General features: G+C 70.5%; 21 protein-coding genes. 15 read left to right on the top strand and 6 right to left on the bottom strand.

The window, feature by feature from the left end:
* Window positions 1-12 precede the first annotated feature (12 nt).
* The 8 genes from NBW76_RS13110 to NBW76_RS13075 all read left to right on the top strand — a co-directional run bounded on the left by NBW76_RS13110 (window position 13) and on the right by NBW76_RS13075 (window position 6625).
* Window positions 13-552: a F0F1 ATP synthase subunit B gene (locus NBW76_RS13110; RefSeq protein ID WP_055966985.1), complete on the top strand. Its 540-nt coding sequence runs from the start codon at window positions 13-15 to the stop codon at window positions 550-552.
* On the top strand, window positions 552-1352 hold the full coding sequence (locus NBW76_RS13105) for a F0F1 ATP synthase subunit delta (RefSeq protein ID WP_055966988.1): 801 nt from the start codon (window positions 552-554) through the stop codon (window positions 1350-1352). The genes NBW76_RS13110 and NBW76_RS13105 overlap by 1 nt, the downstream gene beginning before the upstream one ends.
* Window positions 1353-1411: 59 nt before the next feature.
* Entirely contained in the window at window positions 1412-3052 is a 1641-nt protein-coding gene (atpA, locus tag NBW76_RS13100; protein ID WP_055966991.1) for a F0F1 ATP synthase subunit alpha, read from the top strand.
* Window positions 3053-3057: 5 nt separating this feature from the next.
* Window positions 3058-3990 (top strand): F0F1 ATP synthase subunit gamma, encoded by a 933-nt coding sequence (locus NBW76_RS13095; protein WP_056553950.1) that lies wholly within the window; start codon window positions 3058-3060, stop codon window positions 3988-3990.
* 7 nt (window positions 3991-3997) lie between these two features.
* Entirely contained in the window at window positions 3998-5440 is a 1443-nt protein-coding gene (gene atpD, locus NBW76_RS13090) for a F0F1 ATP synthase subunit beta (protein ID WP_055966996.1), read from the top strand.
* The gene (locus NBW76_RS13085; protein WP_055966999.1) at window positions 5440-5814 is read left to right on the top strand and encodes a F0F1 ATP synthase subunit epsilon; all 375 of its coding nucleotides are present in this window, start codon (window positions 5440-5442) and stop codon (window positions 5812-5814) included. Before atpD ends, NBW76_RS13085 begins: the two co-directional genes overlap by 1 nt.
* A gap of 35 nt (window positions 5815-5849) precedes the next feature.
* Window positions 5850-6296 carry a DUF2550 domain-containing protein gene (locus NBW76_RS13080; protein WP_055967002.1) on the top strand — a complete coding sequence of 149 codons (447 nt, stop codon included), beginning with the start codon at window positions 5850-5852 and terminating at the stop codon, window positions 6294-6296.
* Between the two features lie 164 nt (window positions 6297-6460).
* Complete coding sequence (locus NBW76_RS13075) at window positions 6461-6625, top strand: hypothetical protein (RefSeq protein WP_156364749.1); 165 nt, start codon at window positions 6461-6463, stop codon at window positions 6623-6625.
* Between the two features lie 207 nt (window positions 6626-6832).
* Here the strand turns inward: NBW76_RS13075 and NBW76_RS13070 are convergent, their stop codons facing one another.
* Window positions 6833-7405 (bottom strand): cob(I)yrinic acid a,c-diamide adenosyltransferase, encoded by a 573-nt coding sequence (locus NBW76_RS13070; protein ID WP_055967005.1) that lies wholly within the window; start codon window positions 7403-7405, stop codon window positions 6833-6835.
* A gap of 106 nt (window positions 7406-7511) precedes the next feature.
* On the opposite strand from NBW76_RS13070, the gene NBW76_RS13065 reads away from it, so the two are divergent.
* On the top strand, window positions 7512-9503 hold the full coding sequence (locus NBW76_RS13065) for a protein meaA (RefSeq protein ID WP_056553953.1): 1992 nt from the start codon (window positions 7512-7514) through the stop codon (window positions 9501-9503).
* Between the two features lie 54 nt (window positions 9504-9557).
* Here NBW76_RS13065 and NBW76_RS13060 read toward each other — a convergent pair whose 3' ends face one another.
* Window positions 9558-10331: an isocitrate lyase/phosphoenolpyruvate mutase family protein gene (locus NBW76_RS13060; protein WP_056553954.1), complete on the bottom strand. Its 774-nt coding sequence runs from the start codon at window positions 10329-10331 to the stop codon at window positions 9558-9560.
* Between the two features lie 60 nt (window positions 10332-10391).
* Window positions 10392-10691 carry a hypothetical protein gene (locus NBW76_RS13055; RefSeq protein WP_056553957.1) on the bottom strand — a complete coding sequence of 100 codons (300 nt, stop codon included), beginning with the start codon at window positions 10689-10691 and terminating at the stop codon, window positions 10392-10394.
* Window positions 10692-10746: 55 nt separating this feature from the next.
* On the opposite strand from NBW76_RS13055, the gene NBW76_RS13050 reads away from it, so the two are divergent.
* Together NBW76_RS13050 and NBW76_RS13045 are read left to right on the top strand one after the other, a co-directional pair.
* The gene (locus NBW76_RS13050) at window positions 10747-11271 is read left to right on the top strand and encodes a ferritin (protein ID WP_055967017.1); all 525 of its coding nucleotides are present in this window, start codon (window positions 10747-10749) and stop codon (window positions 11269-11271) included.
* On the top strand, window positions 11264-11698 hold the full coding sequence (locus NBW76_RS13045; RefSeq protein WP_200914533.1) for an SSI family serine proteinase inhibitor: 435 nt from the start codon (window positions 11264-11266) through the stop codon (window positions 11696-11698). Before NBW76_RS13050 ends, NBW76_RS13045 begins: the two co-directional genes overlap by 8 nt.
* Before the next feature lie 139 nt (window positions 11699-11837).
* Here NBW76_RS13045 and nucS read toward each other — a convergent pair whose 3' ends face one another.
* A complete protein-coding gene (gene nucS, locus NBW76_RS13040) occupies window positions 11838-12515 on the bottom strand; it encodes an endonuclease NucS (protein ID WP_055967019.1) in 678 nt (225 codons plus the stop codon).
* Window positions 12515-12910, bottom strand: coding sequence for a lipocalin family protein (locus NBW76_RS13035; protein ID WP_056553962.1), 396 nt, complete (start codon window positions 12908-12910; stop codon window positions 12515-12517). The genes nucS and NBW76_RS13035 overlap by 1 nt, the downstream gene beginning before the upstream one ends.
* Before the next feature lie 82 nt (window positions 12911-12992).
* Between NBW76_RS13035 and NBW76_RS13030 the strand changes: the two genes are divergently transcribed.
* The 4 genes from NBW76_RS13030 to NBW76_RS13015 all read left to right on the top strand — a co-directional run bounded on the left by NBW76_RS13030 (window position 12993) and on the right by NBW76_RS13015 (window position 15372).
* Window positions 12993-14186 (top strand): 3-hydroxyacyl-CoA dehydrogenase NAD-binding domain-containing protein, encoded by a 1194-nt coding sequence (locus NBW76_RS13030; RefSeq protein ID WP_056553965.1) that lies wholly within the window; start codon window positions 12993-12995, stop codon window positions 14184-14186.
* An 84-nt stretch (window positions 14187-14270) separates the two neighbouring features.
* The gene (locus NBW76_RS13025) at window positions 14271-14618 is read left to right on the top strand and encodes a hypothetical protein (RefSeq protein ID WP_056553968.1); all 348 of its coding nucleotides are present in this window, start codon (window positions 14271-14273) and stop codon (window positions 14616-14618) included.
* Between the two features lie 87 nt (window positions 14619-14705).
* Entirely contained in the window at window positions 14706-15089 is a 384-nt protein-coding gene (locus tag NBW76_RS13020) for a hypothetical protein (RefSeq protein ID WP_055967032.1), read from the top strand.
* A 10-nt stretch (window positions 15090-15099) separates the two neighbouring features.
* Complete coding sequence (locus NBW76_RS13015) at window positions 15100-15372, top strand: hypothetical protein (protein WP_082481876.1); 273 nt, start codon at window positions 15100-15102, stop codon at window positions 15370-15372.
* 53 nt (window positions 15373-15425) lie between these two features.
* Here the strand turns inward: NBW76_RS13015 and NBW76_RS13010 are convergent, their stop codons facing one another.
* Window positions 15426-16589, bottom strand: coding sequence for a DivIVA domain-containing protein (locus NBW76_RS13010; RefSeq protein WP_056553974.1), 1164 nt, complete (start codon window positions 16587-16589; stop codon window positions 15426-15428).
* Window positions 16590-16711 lie beyond the last annotated feature (122 nt).

Below are 16711 nucleotides of genomic sequence, written 5' to 3'. Positions count from 1 at the left end.
GGGAGATTCACCATGAGCGCGATCCTGGTCGCCGCAGCAGAGGGCGAGGAGCACAACCCGCTCGTCCCCGAGCTGCCCGAGATCGTCCTGGGCCTCGTCGTCCTGGGCATCCTCTTCCTGCTGGTCCGCAAGTTCGTCGTGCCCAACTTCGAGCAGGCGTTCGCCGAGCGGACCGCCGCCATCGAGGGCGGGATCGAGGAGGCCAAGTCTGCCCAGAAGGAGGCGCAGGCCGCGCTCGAGAAGTACAACGCCCAGCTGGCCGACGCCCGGCACGAGGCCTCGCGCATCCGCGAGGAGGCCAAGGAGCAGGGCGCGCAGATCATCGCCGAGCTCCGGGCCCAGGCCCAGGACGAGGCCGCCCGCATCACGGCCACGGCGCACGCGCAGGTCGAGGCCGAGCGGTCGCAGGCCCTGGCCCAGCTGAAGGCCGAGGTGGGCTCGCTCGCCACGGACCTCGCCGGACGCATCGTCGGTGAGTCGCTCGAGGACGAGGCGCGTCAGCGTCGCACCGTCGAGCGCTTCATCACGGAGCTGGAGGGGTCGGCCAACTGATGCGAGGCATCTCCGCGAGGTCCCAGCACGAGGTCCTGTCGGCCGTCGAGTCGGCCCAGGGTTCCTCGGCGGCGCTCGGCAGCCAGCTCTTCGGGGTGGTGGCGCTGCTCGACGCCAACCCGGCGCTGCGCCGCGTGCTCACGGACCCGTCGACCGAGCCCGAGGCCAAGGCAGGCCTCGCGGCCACCGTGCTCGGCTCGCAGGTCGACGGCGCGACCCTCGACGTGGTCAAGGCCGCGGCGGCGTCGCGCTGGAACGCCGGGCGTGACCTGGCCGACGCCCTCGAGACCGCCGGTGCGGCCGCCCTGGTCGGGCGTGCCGACGCCGCCGGTGACCTCGAGCGGGTCGAGACCGAGCTGTTCGAGCTCGGCCGCACGGTCGCCGGCGACGTCGAGCTCCGTGGCGTCGTGGCCGATCGCTCGGTCCCGGCCAAGGCCAAGGCGTCCCTGCTGGCCTCGATCTTCGAGGGCAAGGTCTCGACCGAGACCCTCGAGCTCGCGCAGCAGGCGGTCGTGGCACGCACCGGGTCGTTCGAGAAGGTCCTGACCGCGTTCGGAGAGGTGGCGGCCCAGCGTCGCGACCGCCTCGTCGCGGTCGTGCGCGTGGCCTACGAGCTGTCCGACGACGAGCGTTCCCGACTCGCGGCCGCCCTGGCCGGCAAGTACGGACGCGACGTCCACCTCAACATCGTGGTCGACCCGTCGGTCGTCGGAGGCATCGCCGTCTCCGTCGAGGGCGAGGTCGTCGACGGAACCATGTCCAGCCGACTCGAGGCCGCCCGCCGGCAGCTCGCCGGCTGACGTCCCCTGATCATCCGGCACCACCCAGCCACCAGACCCACAGAAGGCAGGCAGAAGACATGACGGAACTCTCCATCCGTCCCGAGGAGATCCGCGACGCGCTGCAGCAGTTCGTGTCCGACTACTCCCCGAGCGCCAGCAAGACCGAAGAGGTCGGCATCGTCGCCGAGGCCGGCGACGGCATCGCACGGATCGAGGGCCTGCCCTCGGCCATGGCCAACGAGCTGCTCGAGTTCGAGGACGGCACGCTCGGCCTCGCGCTGAACCTCGACGTCCGCGAGATCGGTGTCGTCATCCTGGGTGACTTCTCCGGCATCGAGGAGGGCCAGAAGGTCAAGCGCACCGGCGAGGTGCTCTCCGTGCCCGTCGGCGACGGCTACCTCGGCCGCGTGGTCGACCCGCTCGGCCAGCCGATCGACGGTCTGGGCGACGTGGAGACCGACGGCCGTCGTGCCCTCGAGCTCCAGGCCCCCAACGTGGTGCAGCGTCAGTCGGTCTCCGAGCCGCTCATGACCGGCATCAAGGCCATCGACTCGCTCACGCCCATCGGTCGCGGCCAGCGCCAGCTGATCATCGGTGACCGCCAGACCGGCAAGACGGCGATCGCCATCGACACGATCATCAACCAGAAGGAGTTCTGGGAGAGCGGCGACCCGACCAAGCAGGTCCGCTGCATCTACGTCGGCATCGGTCAGAAGGGCTCGACCATCGCCGGCGTCCGCGGCGCCCTCGAGGACGCGGGTGCGCTGGAGTACACGACGATCGTCGCGGCCCCCGCCTCGGACTCGGCCGGCTTCAAGTACCTCGCCCCGTACACCGGTTCGGCCATCGGCCAGCACTGGATGTACCAGGGCAAGCACGTCCTGATCATCTTCGACGACCTCTCCAAGCAGGCCGAGGCCTACCGTGCGGTGTCGCTGCTGCTGCGTCGTCCGCCGGGCCGCGAGGCCTACCCCGGAGACGTCTTCTACCTCCACAGCCGGCTGCTCGAGCGTTGCGCCAAGCTCAACGACGAGCTGGGCGCCGGCTCGATGACGGGTCTTCCGGTCATCGAGACCAAGGCGAACGACGTCTCGGCCTACATCCCGACCAACGTCATCTCGATCACCGACGGCCAGATCTTCCTGCAGTCGGACCTGTTCAACGCCAACCAGCGCCCCGCCGTCGACGTCGGAATCTCCGTCTCGCGCGTCGGTGGTGCGGCCATGACCAAGGCGATGAAGGCGGTCACGGGCTCGCTCAAGGTCGACCTGGCGCAGTACCGCGCCATGGAGGCGTTCGCCATGTTCGCCTCGGACCTCGACGCCGCGTCCAAGGCCCAGCTCGCCCGCGGACAGCGCCTCATGGAGCTGTTCAAGCAGGGTCAGTACGCCCCGTTCCCGATGGAGCAGCAGGTCGTCTCCCTCTGGGCCGGAACCCAGGGCAAGCTCGACCCGGTCCCCGTCGAGGACATCAGCCGCTTCGAGGAGGAGTTCCTCGACTACGTGAAGCGCTCGCACGAGGGCATCTTCACCACGATCCGCGAGACGGCGAAGTTCGACGACGACACGGCGTCCTCCCTGGAGTCGGCGTACACGTCGTTCCTCGAGCAGTTCGAGACCAGCGAGGGCGGACGCATCTCCGTCGGTCGCGAGGAGTTCGACGCTCTGGACGACGAGGACGTCGAGCAGGAGCAGATCGTCAAGCAGAAGCGGGGCTGACCCACATGGCAGCGTCGGTACGAGAGCTACGAGCGAAGATCAGGTCGACCCAGGCGACCAAGAAGATCACGCGCGCCATGGAGCTCATCGCCGCCTCGCGCATCATCAAGGCGCAGCAGCACGCGGCGGCGGCGGCCCCGTACGCCCGTGAGCTGACCCGGGCGGTGTCGGCGGTGGCGACGTTCTCCAACGTCGACCACCCGCTCACCACCGAGAAGGAGAACCCCACGCGGGCGGCGGTGCTCGTCATCACGAGCGACCGCGGCCTCGCGGGGTCGTACTCCTCCAGCGTCCTCAAGGAGGCGGAGCGGCTCACCGAGAAGCTCCGGTCCGAGGGCAAGGAGGTCGACTTCTACCTCTCCGGTCGCAAGGCCGTGACGTACTTCTCCTTCCGCCAGCGCGAGTTCGTCTCGTCGTGGACCGGGTACTCCGACAAGCCGGAGTACGCCAACGCCCGCGAGATCGGCGACGCGCTCACGAGCCTGTTCGCCCAGGACGAGACGGACGAGGAGGCCATCGACCCGTCCCGCGCCGTCGACGAGCTTCACATCGTGTTCACGCGGTTCAAGTCGATGCTCACGCAGGAGCCGGACGTCATCCGTCTGCTCCCGCTCGAGGTCGTCGAGGGCACGGAGGCTCCCGAGGAGTCGGACCTGCTGCCGCTGTACGAGTTCGAGCCCTCGGCCCACGAGGTCCTCGACGCGCTGCTGCCGAAGTACGTCAACAGCCGCATCTACTACTGCCAGCTGCAGGCGGCCGCCTCCGAGCTCGCCGCCCGCCAGAAGGCCATGAAGTCCGCGACCGACAACGCGCAGGACCTCATCGAGAAGTACACCCGCATTGCCAACCAGGCCCGCCAGGCCGGCATTACCCAGGAGATCAGCGAGATCGTGGGCGGCGCCAACGCGCTCGCCGACGCCACCGCTGGTCAGGAGTGAGAGAGCTATGACTGCCACTGCCGAAGAGAAGACCACGACCACCGGTCGCGTCGCGCGGGTCATCGGCCCGGTCCTCGACATCGAGTTCCCGTCGGACTCGATGCCGGAGATCTACAACGCGCTCACCGTGGAGACCAGCATCCCCGGGAGCGAGGAGACCCTCACGCTCGAGGTCGCCCAGCACATCGGTGACGGCCTGGTGCGCGCCATCAGCCTGCGCCCGACCGACGGTGTCGTGCGCGGCAGCGTCGTCACCGACACCGGCGAGCCGATCTCGGTGCCGGTCGGCGACCAGACGCTCGGCCGGGTGTTCAACACCACCGGCGCGGTCATGAACATGCCCGAGGGCGAGACCTTCGAGGCGGCAGAGCGCTGGGGCATCCACCGCAAGGCCCCCGCGTTCGACCAGCTCGAGTCCAAGACGCAGATGTTCCAGACCGGCATCAAGGTCATCGACCTGCTGACGCCCTACGTCCTCGGCGGCAAGATCGGCCTGTTCGGCGGCGCCGGCGTCGGCAAGACGGTGCTCATCCAGGAGATGATCGCCCGTGTGGCCAAGGACCACGACGGCGTGTCGGTGTTCGCCGGAGTCGGCGAGCGCACCCGCGAGGGCAACGACCTCATCGCCGAGATGGAGGAGGCCGACGTCCTCGACAAGGTCGCCCTCGTCTTCGGCCAGATGGACGAGCCGCCCGGAGCGCGTCTGCGCGTGGCGCTGTCGGCCCTGACGATGGCGGAGTACTTCCGCGACGTCCAGAACCGCGACGTGCTGCTGTTCATCGACAACATCTTCCGGTTCACGCAGGCCGGCTCCGAGGTCTCCACGCTGCTCGGCCGCATGCCGTCCGCCGTGGGCTACCAGCCGACGCTGGCCGACGAGATGGGCGTGCTGCAGGAGCGCATCACCTCCACGCGTGGTCACTCGATCACGTCGCTGCAGGCGATCTACGTGCCGGCCGACGACTACACGGACCCGGCCCCGGCCACCACGTTCGCGCACCTGGACGCCACCACCGAGCTCAACCGTGAGATCGCCTCCATGGGCATCTACCCCGCGGTCGACCCGCTGACGTCCACCTCGCGCATCCTGGACCCGCGCTACATCGCCGACGACCACTACACGACGGCCAACCGGGTCAAGGGCATCCTGCAGCGCAACAAGGAGCTCCAGGACATCATCGCCATCCTCGGTGTCGACGAGCTGAGCGAGGAGGACAAGACGATCGTCTCGCGCGCCCGTCGCATCCAGCGCTTCCTCAGCCAGAACACCTACGTGGCCAAGCAGTTCACCGGCATCGAGGGCTCCACCGTCCCGCTCGACGAGACGATCGACGCCTTCACCAAGATCTGCGACGGTGAGTACGACCACGTGGCCGAGCAGGCCTTCTTCATGTGCGGCGGTCTCGACGACGTCGATGCGAAGTGGGCCGAGATCCAGAAGAACTCCTGATGGCGGACACGACGCTCCAGGTCGAGCTGGTCGCCGCCGACCGCGTGGTGTGGTCGGGGGAGGCCCACGAGGTCGTCGCCCGCACCGTCGAGGGTGACCTCGGTGTCCTCGTCGGGCACGCGCCGCTGCTGTCGGTGCTCGTGCCCGGCGTGGTCAAGATCAAGGCCGACGGCGAGACGGTCGTCGCGGTCGTCGAGGACGGGTTCCTGTCCGTCGCCGACGACCGCGTCTCGATCCTGAGCGAGGACACCCACCTGGTGTCCGAGCTCGACCGCGACCAGGTGCAGGCCGAGCTGGAGCAGGCGCGGTCCGACGACGACGACGCGGCCGTCCAGCGCGCCGAGGCCAAGCTCCGCGGCATCGAGCTGGCCTAGGGTTCTCGGCCGTCTGCCGGAGGAGGGAGGGCGGGGTGCCGCTGTGGCTGTGGGCCGTGGACCTCGTCCTCGCCGCGATCGCCCTCACCGTCGTCCTGCTGGCCGTCCTCGTGCTGCGCCGTCGGTACCTGGCGCGCACGCTGGGCGCCTTCGACCTCAGCATCAACAAGCGGGACGGCGCGTCGGCCCAGGGGTGGACCCTGGGCCTCGCGGTGTACCGCGGAAGCACGCTGGAGTGGTACCGGACCTTCTCGTTGAGGCTGCGTCCGGCGTACCGGTTCTCGCGGGACGCCATGGCCGTCGACGGTCGTCGTGACCCCGTGGGCGGTGAGGTGCACGCGGTCCACGACGGGCACGTGGTCGTGACCACACGCAACCCGACACCGGTGCAGCAGCTCGCCCTGACCCCGGCGGCCCTGACGGGGCTGCTGGCCTGGCTCGAGGCCTCGCCCCCCGGGCAGCGCGTCAGCACCGTCCTCTAGCTCCTCCCCGCACGCAGGGCCAGCGACCACCATGTGCGAGAACGAGGTGGATCGGTTTTCGGCGTTTCGATTGACGATCTCCCGAGGACTACGGGACCATGGTCCCGATGGACCATGCCCGGTCGACCGGGTCCCCCGATGGAACAGGTAGCCCCATGAACCGAATGACCAAGCGCATCGTCGTCGCCACCTTCGCGTCGGCCCTCGCGTTCCTGCCGCTGTCGTCGCCGGCCCAGGCTGACGTCGACTCCACGTCCTCCGTCACGAAGGTGACCAAGGTCAAGTCCGGCGGCACCGTCACCACCCAGCGAGCCATCGACTGGGAGTGACCCCCACCAGCACGTGACCGGATCGCCGTCGTCCCGCGTGGACGGCGGCGATCTGCGTCTCCGACGGGCTCGCTGGGGCTCGCTGCTGTGCGGTCGGGCGGGCTCGCTAGCGCTCGCTGCTGTGCGGTCGGGCGGGCTCGCTGGCGCTCGCCGCTGTGCGGTCGGGCGGGCTCGCTGGCGCTCGCTGCTGTGCGGTCGGGCGGCTCGCTAGCGCTCGCCGCCGGGCACCCAGAGGATGTCGCCGGCCTCGCGGTTCGCGTAGCGACCGAGGATGAACAGCAGGTCGCTCAGCCGGTTCAGGTAGCGGGCCGTCAACGGGTTCATCGTGTCGCCGTGCACCTCGATCGCGGCCCATGCGGATCGCTCGGCGCGCCGGGTCACCGTGCGCGCGACGTGCAGGGCCGATGCCGAGCGGGTGCCGCCGGGCAGGATGAACGAGCGCAGCTTCTCGAGCCGGTCGTTGTACTGGTCGCACCAGCCCTCGAGCCGGTCGACGTAGTCGGGCTCGACACGCAACGGCGGGTGCTCGGGGTTCTCCACGACCGGAGCGCCGAGGTCGGCACCGACGTCGAACAGGTCGTTCTGCACGTGCCGGATGACCGCGGTCACCTCGTCGTCCAGCTCGTCGAACGCCAGGGCGAGCCCAAGCTGGCTGTTGGCCTCGTCGACGTCGGCGTAGGCCACGAGCCGCAGGTCGTTCTTCGAGGTGCGGCTGAAGTCGACCAGGTTGGTCGTGCCGTCGTCGCCGGTCCGGGTGTAGATCCGTGTCAGGTTGACCATGACCTCACCCTAGGGCGTGTCGCTCGGGACGGCCGGGCCACCTGAGGCGGGTCGCGTGGCTCACAGAGTCTGCCGCGTCACGTTACGGCGCGGTAACCTGACCGGCATGCCTGACAAGTCTGCGCCCGACCGTCCCTGGGTGATGCGCACGTACGCCGGACACAGCTCGGCGGCCGAGTCCAACGCGCTGTACCGCAAGAACCTGGCGAAGGGCCAGACCGGGCTCTCGGTGGCCTTCGACCTGCCCACCCAGACCGGCTACGACCCCGACCACGTGCTGTCGCGCGGCGAGGTGGGCAAGGTCGGCGTCCCGATCCCGCACCTCGGGTCGATGCGACGGCTGTTCCAGGACATCCCGCTCGGCGAGATGAACACCTCCATGACGATCAACGCCACCGCCATGTGGCTGCTCGCCATGTACCAGGTGGCCGCCGAGGAGCAGGGCGTCGATCCGTCGGCGCTCGCCGGGACGACCCAGAACGACATCATCAAGGAGTACCTGTCGCGCGGGACCTACGTCTTCGGTCCCGCCCCGTCGCTGCGGCTGACGACCGACATGATCGCCTACACGGTCAACACGATCCCCAAGTGGAACCCGCTCAACATCTGCAGCTACCACCTGCAGGAGGCCGGCGCCACGCCCACGCAGGAGATCGCCTACGCGCTGAGCACCGCCATCGCGGTGCTCGACGCCGTGAAGGACTCCGGCCAGGTCGACGACGCCGACTTCGAGAAGACCGTCGGGCGCATCTCGTTCTTCGTCAACGCCGGCGTCCGCTTCATCGAGGAGACCTGCAAGATGCGTGCCTTCGGGCAGCTCTGGGAGCAGATCACCCGCGACCGCTACGGCGTCACCGACCCCAAGATGCGCCGGTTCCGCTACGGCGTGCAGGTCAACTCCCTGGGACTCACCGAGGCCCAGCCCGAGAACAACGTGCAGCGCATCGTGCTCGAGATGCTCGGCGTCACGCTCAGCAAGAACGCCCGGGCCCGGGCGGTGCAGCTGCCCGCCTGGAACGAGGCGCTCGGCCTGCCCCGCCCGTGGGACCAGCAGTGGTCGCTGCGCCTCCAGCAGGTCCTCGCCTTCGAGTCCGACCTCCTCGAGTACGACGACATCTTCGAGGGCTCGCACGTCATCGAGGCCAAGGTGGCCGAGCTCGTGGAGGGTGCGCAGGCCGAGATCGACCGCGTGCAGGCCATGGGCGGTGCCGTGGCGGCCGTCGAGTCCGGCTACATGAAGTCCGAGCTGGTCGCCTCGCACGCCGCCCGCCGCTCGAAGATCGAGTCCGGCGAGATGAAGGTCGTGGGCGTCAACAGTTACGTCGAGACCGAGCCGTCGCCCCTGACCGCGGACCTCGACGGCGCCATCATGGTGGCCGACCCGCAGGCCGAGGCCAACGCCGTCGCCGACGTGCAGGCATGGCGCGAGCAGCGCGACCAGGGCGCCGTCGACGCGGCTCTCGAGAGGCTGCAGTCCGAGGCCAAGACCGAGACGAACCTGATGGAGGCGACGCTCGCGGCCGTGCGGGCCGGTGCGACCGTGGGGGAGTGGTCGGGTGCGCTGCGCGAGGTGTTCGGCGAGTACCGGGCACCCACCGGCGTGTCCGGCGCCGTCGGCGTGGCGGAGGCCGGCGCCGAGCTGACCGCCGTGCGCGAGAAGGTCAAGCGCACGGGTGACGAGCTCGGCACCCGGCTGCGCTTCCTGGTCGGCAAGCCGGGCCTGGACGGCCACTCCAACGGGGCCGAGCAGATCGCCGTCCGCGCCCGCGACGTCGGCTTCGAGGTCGTGTACCAGGGCATCCGGCTGACTCCCGAGCAGATCGTCTCCGCCGCCGTGGCCGAGGACGTGCACGTGGTGGGTCTGTCGATCCTGTCGGGGTCGCACATGGAGCTCGTGCCCGACGTGCAGCAGCGCATGCGCGAGGCCGGCATGGACGACGTGCCCCTCATCGTCGGTGGCATCATCCCCGACTCCGACGGTCGTCGTCTCGAGGCGGACGGCGTGGCCGCGGTGTTCACCCCGAAGGACTTCGGCATGACCGACATCATGGGTCGCATCGTCGACGAGATCCGCAAGGCCAAGGGCCTCGCGGCCTGACCGCGCGCGAAGGGCCCGGGACCACACGGTCCCGGGCCCTTCGTCGTCCGTGGGTCAGTTGAGGACGCGAAAGCCCTCGGGCAGCGCGCCGCCGGACTGGATGTCACGGGTCAGGTCCTGCAGGGCCATGAGCGCGACGGACTGCGTGAACGGGCCGTACGACACGCGAGCGACGCCGAGCTCCTGCTGGCGCGCGAGGGGGATGGACCCCGGGTAGCCGATGGTGGTGAGCCGCTGCGGGCCCCAGGCGTCGACGAACGCGCTGACGTCGTCCTCCGAGAGGGGGCCCGGGACGAAGACGATCGGCGCGCCGACCTCGATGAAGGCCCTGCCGCGCTCGATCGCGTCGGCGATGACCTCGTCGTGCGGACGGTCGCCGGCCTTCGCGACGACGTCGGTGCGGGCGTTCAGCACGAACGGGATGCCCTCGGCCTCACCGGCCTTCACGACGGCCTCGACCGCGGCCACGGCCTCGGCCAGAGGCTTCACCTGGTCCTCGAGGTTGGCACCGACCGCGCCCACGCCGATCGCCTTGCGGGCGGTCTCGCCGGGGTCGCCGTAGCCGGCCTCGAGGTCGGCCGTCACCGGCAGGTGCGTGTTCGCGACGATGAGCCCGACGGCGGCGATCATCTCGTCGACCGGGATGTTCTCGCCGTCCTCGTAGCCGTGCGACGCGGCGATGGAGTGGCTCGCCGTGGCGAGGGCCTTGGTGCCCTCGACCTCGGTGACGATGCGGGCGGTGATGGCGTCCCACACGTTCACGACGGTGAGCAGCTCCGGGGCGGTGTGCAGGTCGAGCAGCGTCTGGGCGCGTGTCTTCAGGTCCATGACGCCGACGCTAGGGCACGACGTCGGGACCCACCAGACGAATCTCGCCCCGGGACGGACTCAGGCGGCGAGGGCGTGCTTCTTGGCCTTCTTGCCCGGCGTCTTCGCGTTCTTGGAGCCGGACTTCTTGCCCTGGGACTTCGTGCTCTTCGACCCGGACTTCTTGCCCTTCTTGCCCTTCTTGGACTTCTTGTCCTTCTTCTCCACCGGGACGATGGTGCCGTCGGCGCCGATACGGACGAGCCGCCTCTTCTTCACGCCGTAGCCGTCGGGAAGGGTGCCTTCCTTGAGCATCCGGATCGGGCAGCGCTTGCAGCGGTTCTTGCTGACGCAGCACTTGCGCTTCGGCTCCTTGGACACGAGCAGACCGTAGCATCGGGCCCATGAGGTTACCCGGCGACGATGGAGGACGACGATGACGTCACAGGCGTTCGTGGAGAAGCTCAACGAGCAGCTGGGGCACGAGTTCGGGGCGCACCAGCAGTACGTGGCGATCGCGGCGTTCTACGACGCCCAGACGATGCCGCGGATGGCGGCGCTCTTCTACGACCAGGCGGCCGAGGAGCGCGACCACGCCATGATGATGGTGCAGTACCTGCTGGACGCCGGCGAGACGCCGCACATCCCTGCCCTGCCCGCGCCGGTCGGAGAGTTCGGCGACGTCGTGGAGCCGGTCCGCGCTGCGCTCGAGCAGGAGAAGAAGGTCACCGAGCAGGTCAACGAGCTGACCCGGATCGCGAGGGCCGACGGCGACTTCGCGTCGGAGCAGTTCATGCAGTGGTTCATCCGCGAGCAGGTCGAGGAGGTCGCCAAGATGGGGGACCTGCTGGCCGTGGTCACGCGGGCGAAGGACGACGTCGACCGCATCGAGGACTGGGTCGCCCGCGAGGACACGGGGGAGTCCTCCGACCCGACGGCGCCCAGGATCGCCGGTGCGTAGGGCCCTGCCGCTCCTCGCCCTCGTCGGGGCACTCCTGGTCGGTTGCGGCCTGGACTCCGACGACGAGCCCGGTACGGACGCCGAGGCCGGCGGCGGCTCGGTCGCGGCCACGTCGATCACCATCGAGGTGCGCACCGAGGCCGACGCCGAGCCGAACGTCATGACCCTCGAGTGCGACCCGGTGGGTGGCGACCACCCCCAGGCCCAGGAGGCCTGCGCCGCGCTCGCGTCGGCCGGGGCGGACGTCCTCGAGCCCGTGCCGGCCGACCAGGTCTGCACGATGATCTACGGCGGCCCCCAGACCGCCACGGTCAAGGGGACGGTCGACGGCGCCGACGTCGATGCCACCTTCACCCGCGAGAACGGCTGCGAGGTCGACCGCTGGGAGACGCTCGGCACCACGTTCTTCGACGTCCCCCTTCAATGAGGCGCGCGGCTCGTTCCTCGCCGCTCCAGCCGTTCGTTCCTCACGGCTGCCGGGCTCTGCCCGGGCGCCTGCCGTCACTCGCTGGCGCTCGCTCGGCCCATGCTGGCGTCGCTGGCCGAGCCCCACACGGTGGGAGCGTTCAGAACAGGCGCAGGGAGGGGTCGTCGATGCCGCGGAGGGCGTCGTAGTCGACGACGACGCACTCGATGCCGCGGTCCTCGGCGAGCACGCGGGCCTGGGGCTTGATCTCCTGGGCGGCGAAGATGCCGCGCACGGGGCGCAGCTTCGGGTCGCGGTTCATCAGCTCGAGGTAGCGGGTGAGCTGCTCGACGCCGTCGATGTCGCCGCGCCGCTTGATCTCGACGGCCACGGCGGCGCCGGCGTCGTCGCGGCACAGCAGGTCGACCGGTCCGATCGCGGTCATGAACTCACGGCGCACGAGCGACATGCCGACGCCGAAGGTGCTCGTGTGCTCGGCCAGGAGCTCCTGCAGGTGCTTCTCGACGCCGTCCTTGCGCAGGCCGGGGTCGACGCCCAGGTCGTGGCTGGAGTCGGACACGACCTCGTCGATGAGGATGCGCAGCGTGTCGTCGGTCTTGCCGGCCTGCACGACCCACTCGAGGCGACCGTCGTCGGCGGTGCCCTCCTTGAGGCTGCAGGGCGGGCTCATCCAGTTCAACGGCTTGTAGGAGCCACCGTCGGAGTGCACGAGCACCGAGCCGTCGGCCTTGACCATGATGACCCGGGTGGCCATGGGCAGATGTGCGGTGAGCCGCCCGGCGTAGTCGACCTGGCAGCGTGCGACGACCAGACGCACTACTGACGCACCAACGTCCCGAGCTTGAACACCAGCGTGCCGTCCTTAATGGTGCCCTCGTCGTCGTTGCCGTCGCCACCCTGCAGCGTCACGACGCCGTCGGCGACCTCGTAGTCACCCGTCCGGAACTCCGGCACGCCCTGGAAGTCCTCGGAGAACGTGCCGTCGGCCTTGAAGGTCACCGTCCAGTCGGCCTCGTCGTCGCGCCACGTGCCGGCGAGGTCGGCCGCGTCGGCCGGATCGCCGGTGGGCTCGGCCGCCGTGGGGGACTCGGACGCGGAGGCGGAGGTCGACGGGGACGGCGAGGAGCCGTCGGGGGTCCCCGGTCCGTCGTCGGACCCGCAGGCGGCGAGGGTGTTCAGCGCGAGGGCGGCGACGCCCGTGGCCAGGCTCATACGACGATTCATGTGACAGCCCTCCCGTTGGTGCGGATCGGACGCTAGTGTGTCACGACCCCGAAGTTACCTAGGAGTAGGCATGCAGGAGATCGTGGACCGTCTCACGGCCGACGACCGCGGCGCCGAGATCGCCCGGACGCTGGTGTACCCGTACCTCAACCACGCCGCCACCATGTACGAGAGCGGCTACGCCACCAAGGACGACATCGACGCCTCGATGCGCTTCGGCTGCGGCTACCCGATCGGCCCGCTGGCCCTGGTCGACGCCCTCGGTGCCGCCACCGTGGTCGAGGGCCTGCGCGCCCAGCACGCCGGCACCGGTGACCCGCTCCACGAGCCGGCTCCCGTGCTGGTGAAGCTCGCCGAGTCCTCCGAGACGTTCGAGGCCGCCGCCGACGCGGGCGCCGACGCGGCCCCTCAGAAGCACCACCCGGTCGCCAAGGTCGGTGTCGTCGGCACGGGCACCATGGCCTCCGGCATCGTCGAGGTCTTCGCCAAGGCCGGGCACGACGTGGTCTTCGTCGGTCGCTCCGACGACAAGGTCGCCGCCGTCCAGGCCCGGATCGAGAAGAACCTCGACCGGGCGATCGCCAAGGGACGGCTCACCGAGGACGAGAAGTCCGACGTCATCGGTCGGCTGACCGCCGCGACGGACCGGCACGCGCTCGACGACGTCGACATCGTGGTGGAGGCCATCGCCGAGGACCTCGACGTGAAGCTCGAGCTCTTTCGCGACCTCGACCGCATCACCAAGCCCGGGGCGATCCTCGCGACCACCACGTCGTCGCTCTCCATCGCGTCGTGCGCCGAGGCCACCTCGCGTCCGCAGGACGTCGTGGGCATGCACTTCTTCAACCCCGCCCCGGTCATGAAGCTCGTCGAGGTCGTCTCCGCGGACTCGACCTCGCCCGAGGTCGCCGAGACCGTCAAGGCCCTGTGCCTCGACGTCGGCAAGCACCCGGTCTCCTGCGGTGATCGCGCCGGGTTCATCGTGAACGCGCTGCTGTTCCCCTACCTCAACGACGCCGTGACGCTGCACGAGTCCGGTGAGGCCTCGCTCGAGGAGATCGACACCGCGCTCAAGGAGACCAAGCTCCCCATGGGTCCGTTCGAGCTGCTCGACGTGGTCGGCAACGACGTCTCGCTGGCGATCCAGCAGACGCTGGTGTCCACCTTCGGTCACGAGGGCTGGACGCCCGCGCCGACCCTGGAGCGCCTGGTCGCCGAGGGCAAGCTCGGCCGCAAGACCGGCGAGGGCTTCCACACCTACTGAACCGATCCGACGAGAGGAGGGCGCCCGGGCAACCCGGGCGCCCTCCTCTCGTTGGCCTGGGCAGGGGACAGGAAGGCAGAGCACATGCGGACCAGGGGGGTTCTGCGCATCGCTGCGGCGCTGCGGCGGCTCACGCTCGTGAGCGTGGCGGCCGCCGTGCTCACGCTCGTGTCGCTGCACGCGTTCGACCGCGGGTACGGGACCACGGACGAGGACGTCTGCGCCGTCGCGGGCTGTCCCGCCATGGCGCCGGCACTCGCCGAGCTGGTCGAGTCGCAGCAGGCGCTCGGGATGCACTGCACCAGCACGCCACGACTGAGCGACGTGGTGGCCGTCGACGACGGTCGCGGCGGCGCCACCCTCAGCTCGCTCGCCGACGTCGTGGCCACGAGCGTCGGCATGACGCATCGCACGGTCGTCTACTGCCGCTGAGCGGTAACCCCGACCCCACCCGCTCGTTGAGGTGGGCGTGGCGGTCATCCGGCCGTCGCCTCGGGGGCCGACGGATCCGGAGCCCCCGTGTCGACGATGCAGACCGCCCAGCAGGCGAGTCGGGTCGTGCGCATCGCGGCGTTGTCGTTCGGGCTCTCGTTCCTGCCGGCCCTGGGCGTCGTCCAGCAGCTGGTCGACCCGCCGGCGGCCACGGAGGACGTCAGGCAGGTGATGCGCTGCGGCGCCGCTCCCTGTGACCGGGAGATGTCCTCCGCGGCCACCGCGCTCGTCGCCCGGCTCACGGAGCAGGGACTCGTGTGCAGCTCGGCGCCCCGGCTGACCGACGTCGTCGTGGTCGAGCGGATGACGGGGGAGGCCGAGGTCGTCGTGTTCGACCGAGCGCTCGAGGTCGCCGCCCACCGGGAGGGCTGGCTCCGCTCCTACTGCGTCGAGGACGTCGCCGGACGATAAGGTCACCCGGGTGTCCAGACGACGGCCGCCCCGACGACCCCGGCCGGGACCACCGTCGGCCGGCTCACCCCCTGTCGAGCCGAAGGCCGACGGCGGCTGGCACGTGCGACGCCTGACGGGGGCCGGTGCGACCAGCAGCTACGCGTGCCCCGACTGCCACCGTCCGATCCCGCCCGGGACCCCTCACGTGGTGGTCTGGCCCGTCGAGAAGCCGCTGCTCAGTGCGGCAGCCGTCGACGAGCGCCGGCACTGGCACACCGCCTGCTGGCGCCGCAAGCCCTGACCCGCGCGAACCTCGCCGGACCCGGGTGGCCCGGACCGGCGAGGGGTCGTCGATCAGCGGGCCGCAGGAGCCTCGACGGTGTCGTCCGTGTCGCCCGTGTCCTCGTCCGAGGCGTCCTGCGGTGCCGGCTCGTCGGCCCGCCCCTGCGGGGCGGACGCGGACGCCGTGCTCGCCGCCGAGTCGCCCGCGAAGGACGCGACGATGTCGCGGAGCTGACCCATCTGCGCCAGGATCCCCTCGCGTCGACGCTGCAGGTCCTCGACCTCGGTCCGCAGGGAGCGGGTCTCGCGCTCCACGTCGGTGGTCGCGGAGGCGCGCAGGTGGTCGGCCTCGGCCTTGGCGTTCGCCACCAGGGCGGCCGCCTCCTTGCGCGCGTTGTCGACGATCGACGACGCGTCCGTGCTGGCCGACTCGCGCGCCGCGTTGGCCTTGCTCATGAGGCCTCGGGCGCGCTCGTCGGCGGCCGCGGCACGCGTCTCGGCGTCCGTGACCAGCTTGGACGTCTGCTCGGTGGCGGCAGCGTGGTTCTCGGCGGCCTCGCGAGCCAGGCGCTCCTTCTCGACCGCCAGCACGCGACGGGCCTCGGTGACCTCCCGGTCGGCGGCCGCGCGAGCCTGCTCGACCTCACGGGTGGCGCCGAGACGCATGTTCTGGGCGTCCTGCTCGGCCGCGAGACGGATCTGGGCGGCCTCGCGGTCGGCCTGGGCGCGCACGTCGTCGGCGTGTGCAGCCGCGTCGGCACGGCCGGCCTCGGCCTCGGTGAGCAGCTCGCGCCGCTTCTCCTCGAGCTCGCTGACCGCGCGCGTGCGCAGGTCCTCGGCCTCCTTGGCCGCAGCGGTGCGGACGAGGGCGGCCTCCTCCTCGGCGACCTTCAGCACCTCGTCGGCCTCGCGGCGAGCACGCGAGCGCACCTCGTCGGCCTCCTGCTCGGCCAGCTGCAGCAGCTGGGCGGCGTGCCCGCCGAGCCCGGAGTACGTGGGCCGGTCGATGGCCTCGACCCGCTCGCGCAGCTGCTCGACGAGGTCGTGCAGCTCGTCGTTCTCCTCCTGCAGCGACTGGACCGCGTCGGCGGCCTTCTGCAGCTCGGCGGACTGGGTGCGGGCCCAGGCGTCGACCGCGTCGCTGTCGTAGCCGCCGCGCCGGGCCAAGGGGAACGAGACCTCGGCGGACTTGCGTGCCGCGTCGAAGATGGACAATCCGGACTGCTCCTCGGACATGCCGCGGTACTCCCTCTGGCTGGATCGACTGGTGCGCGAGCCTGCATCGGACGACGTCGCGTCGACTTCGCTCGCGGTGGGACCCACCATACCCAGGTGGGCCGACGCCCCCGCGCTGCCGC

It is taken from the genome of Aeromicrobium sp. Leaf245 (assembly GCF_942548115.1).
GTDB lineage: Bacteria > Actinomycetota > Actinomycetes > Propionibacteriales > Nocardioidaceae > Aeromicrobium.
The sequence above is the reverse complement of the archived record's forward strand: the minus strand, read 5'-3'. Positions and strand labels throughout refer to the sequence as shown.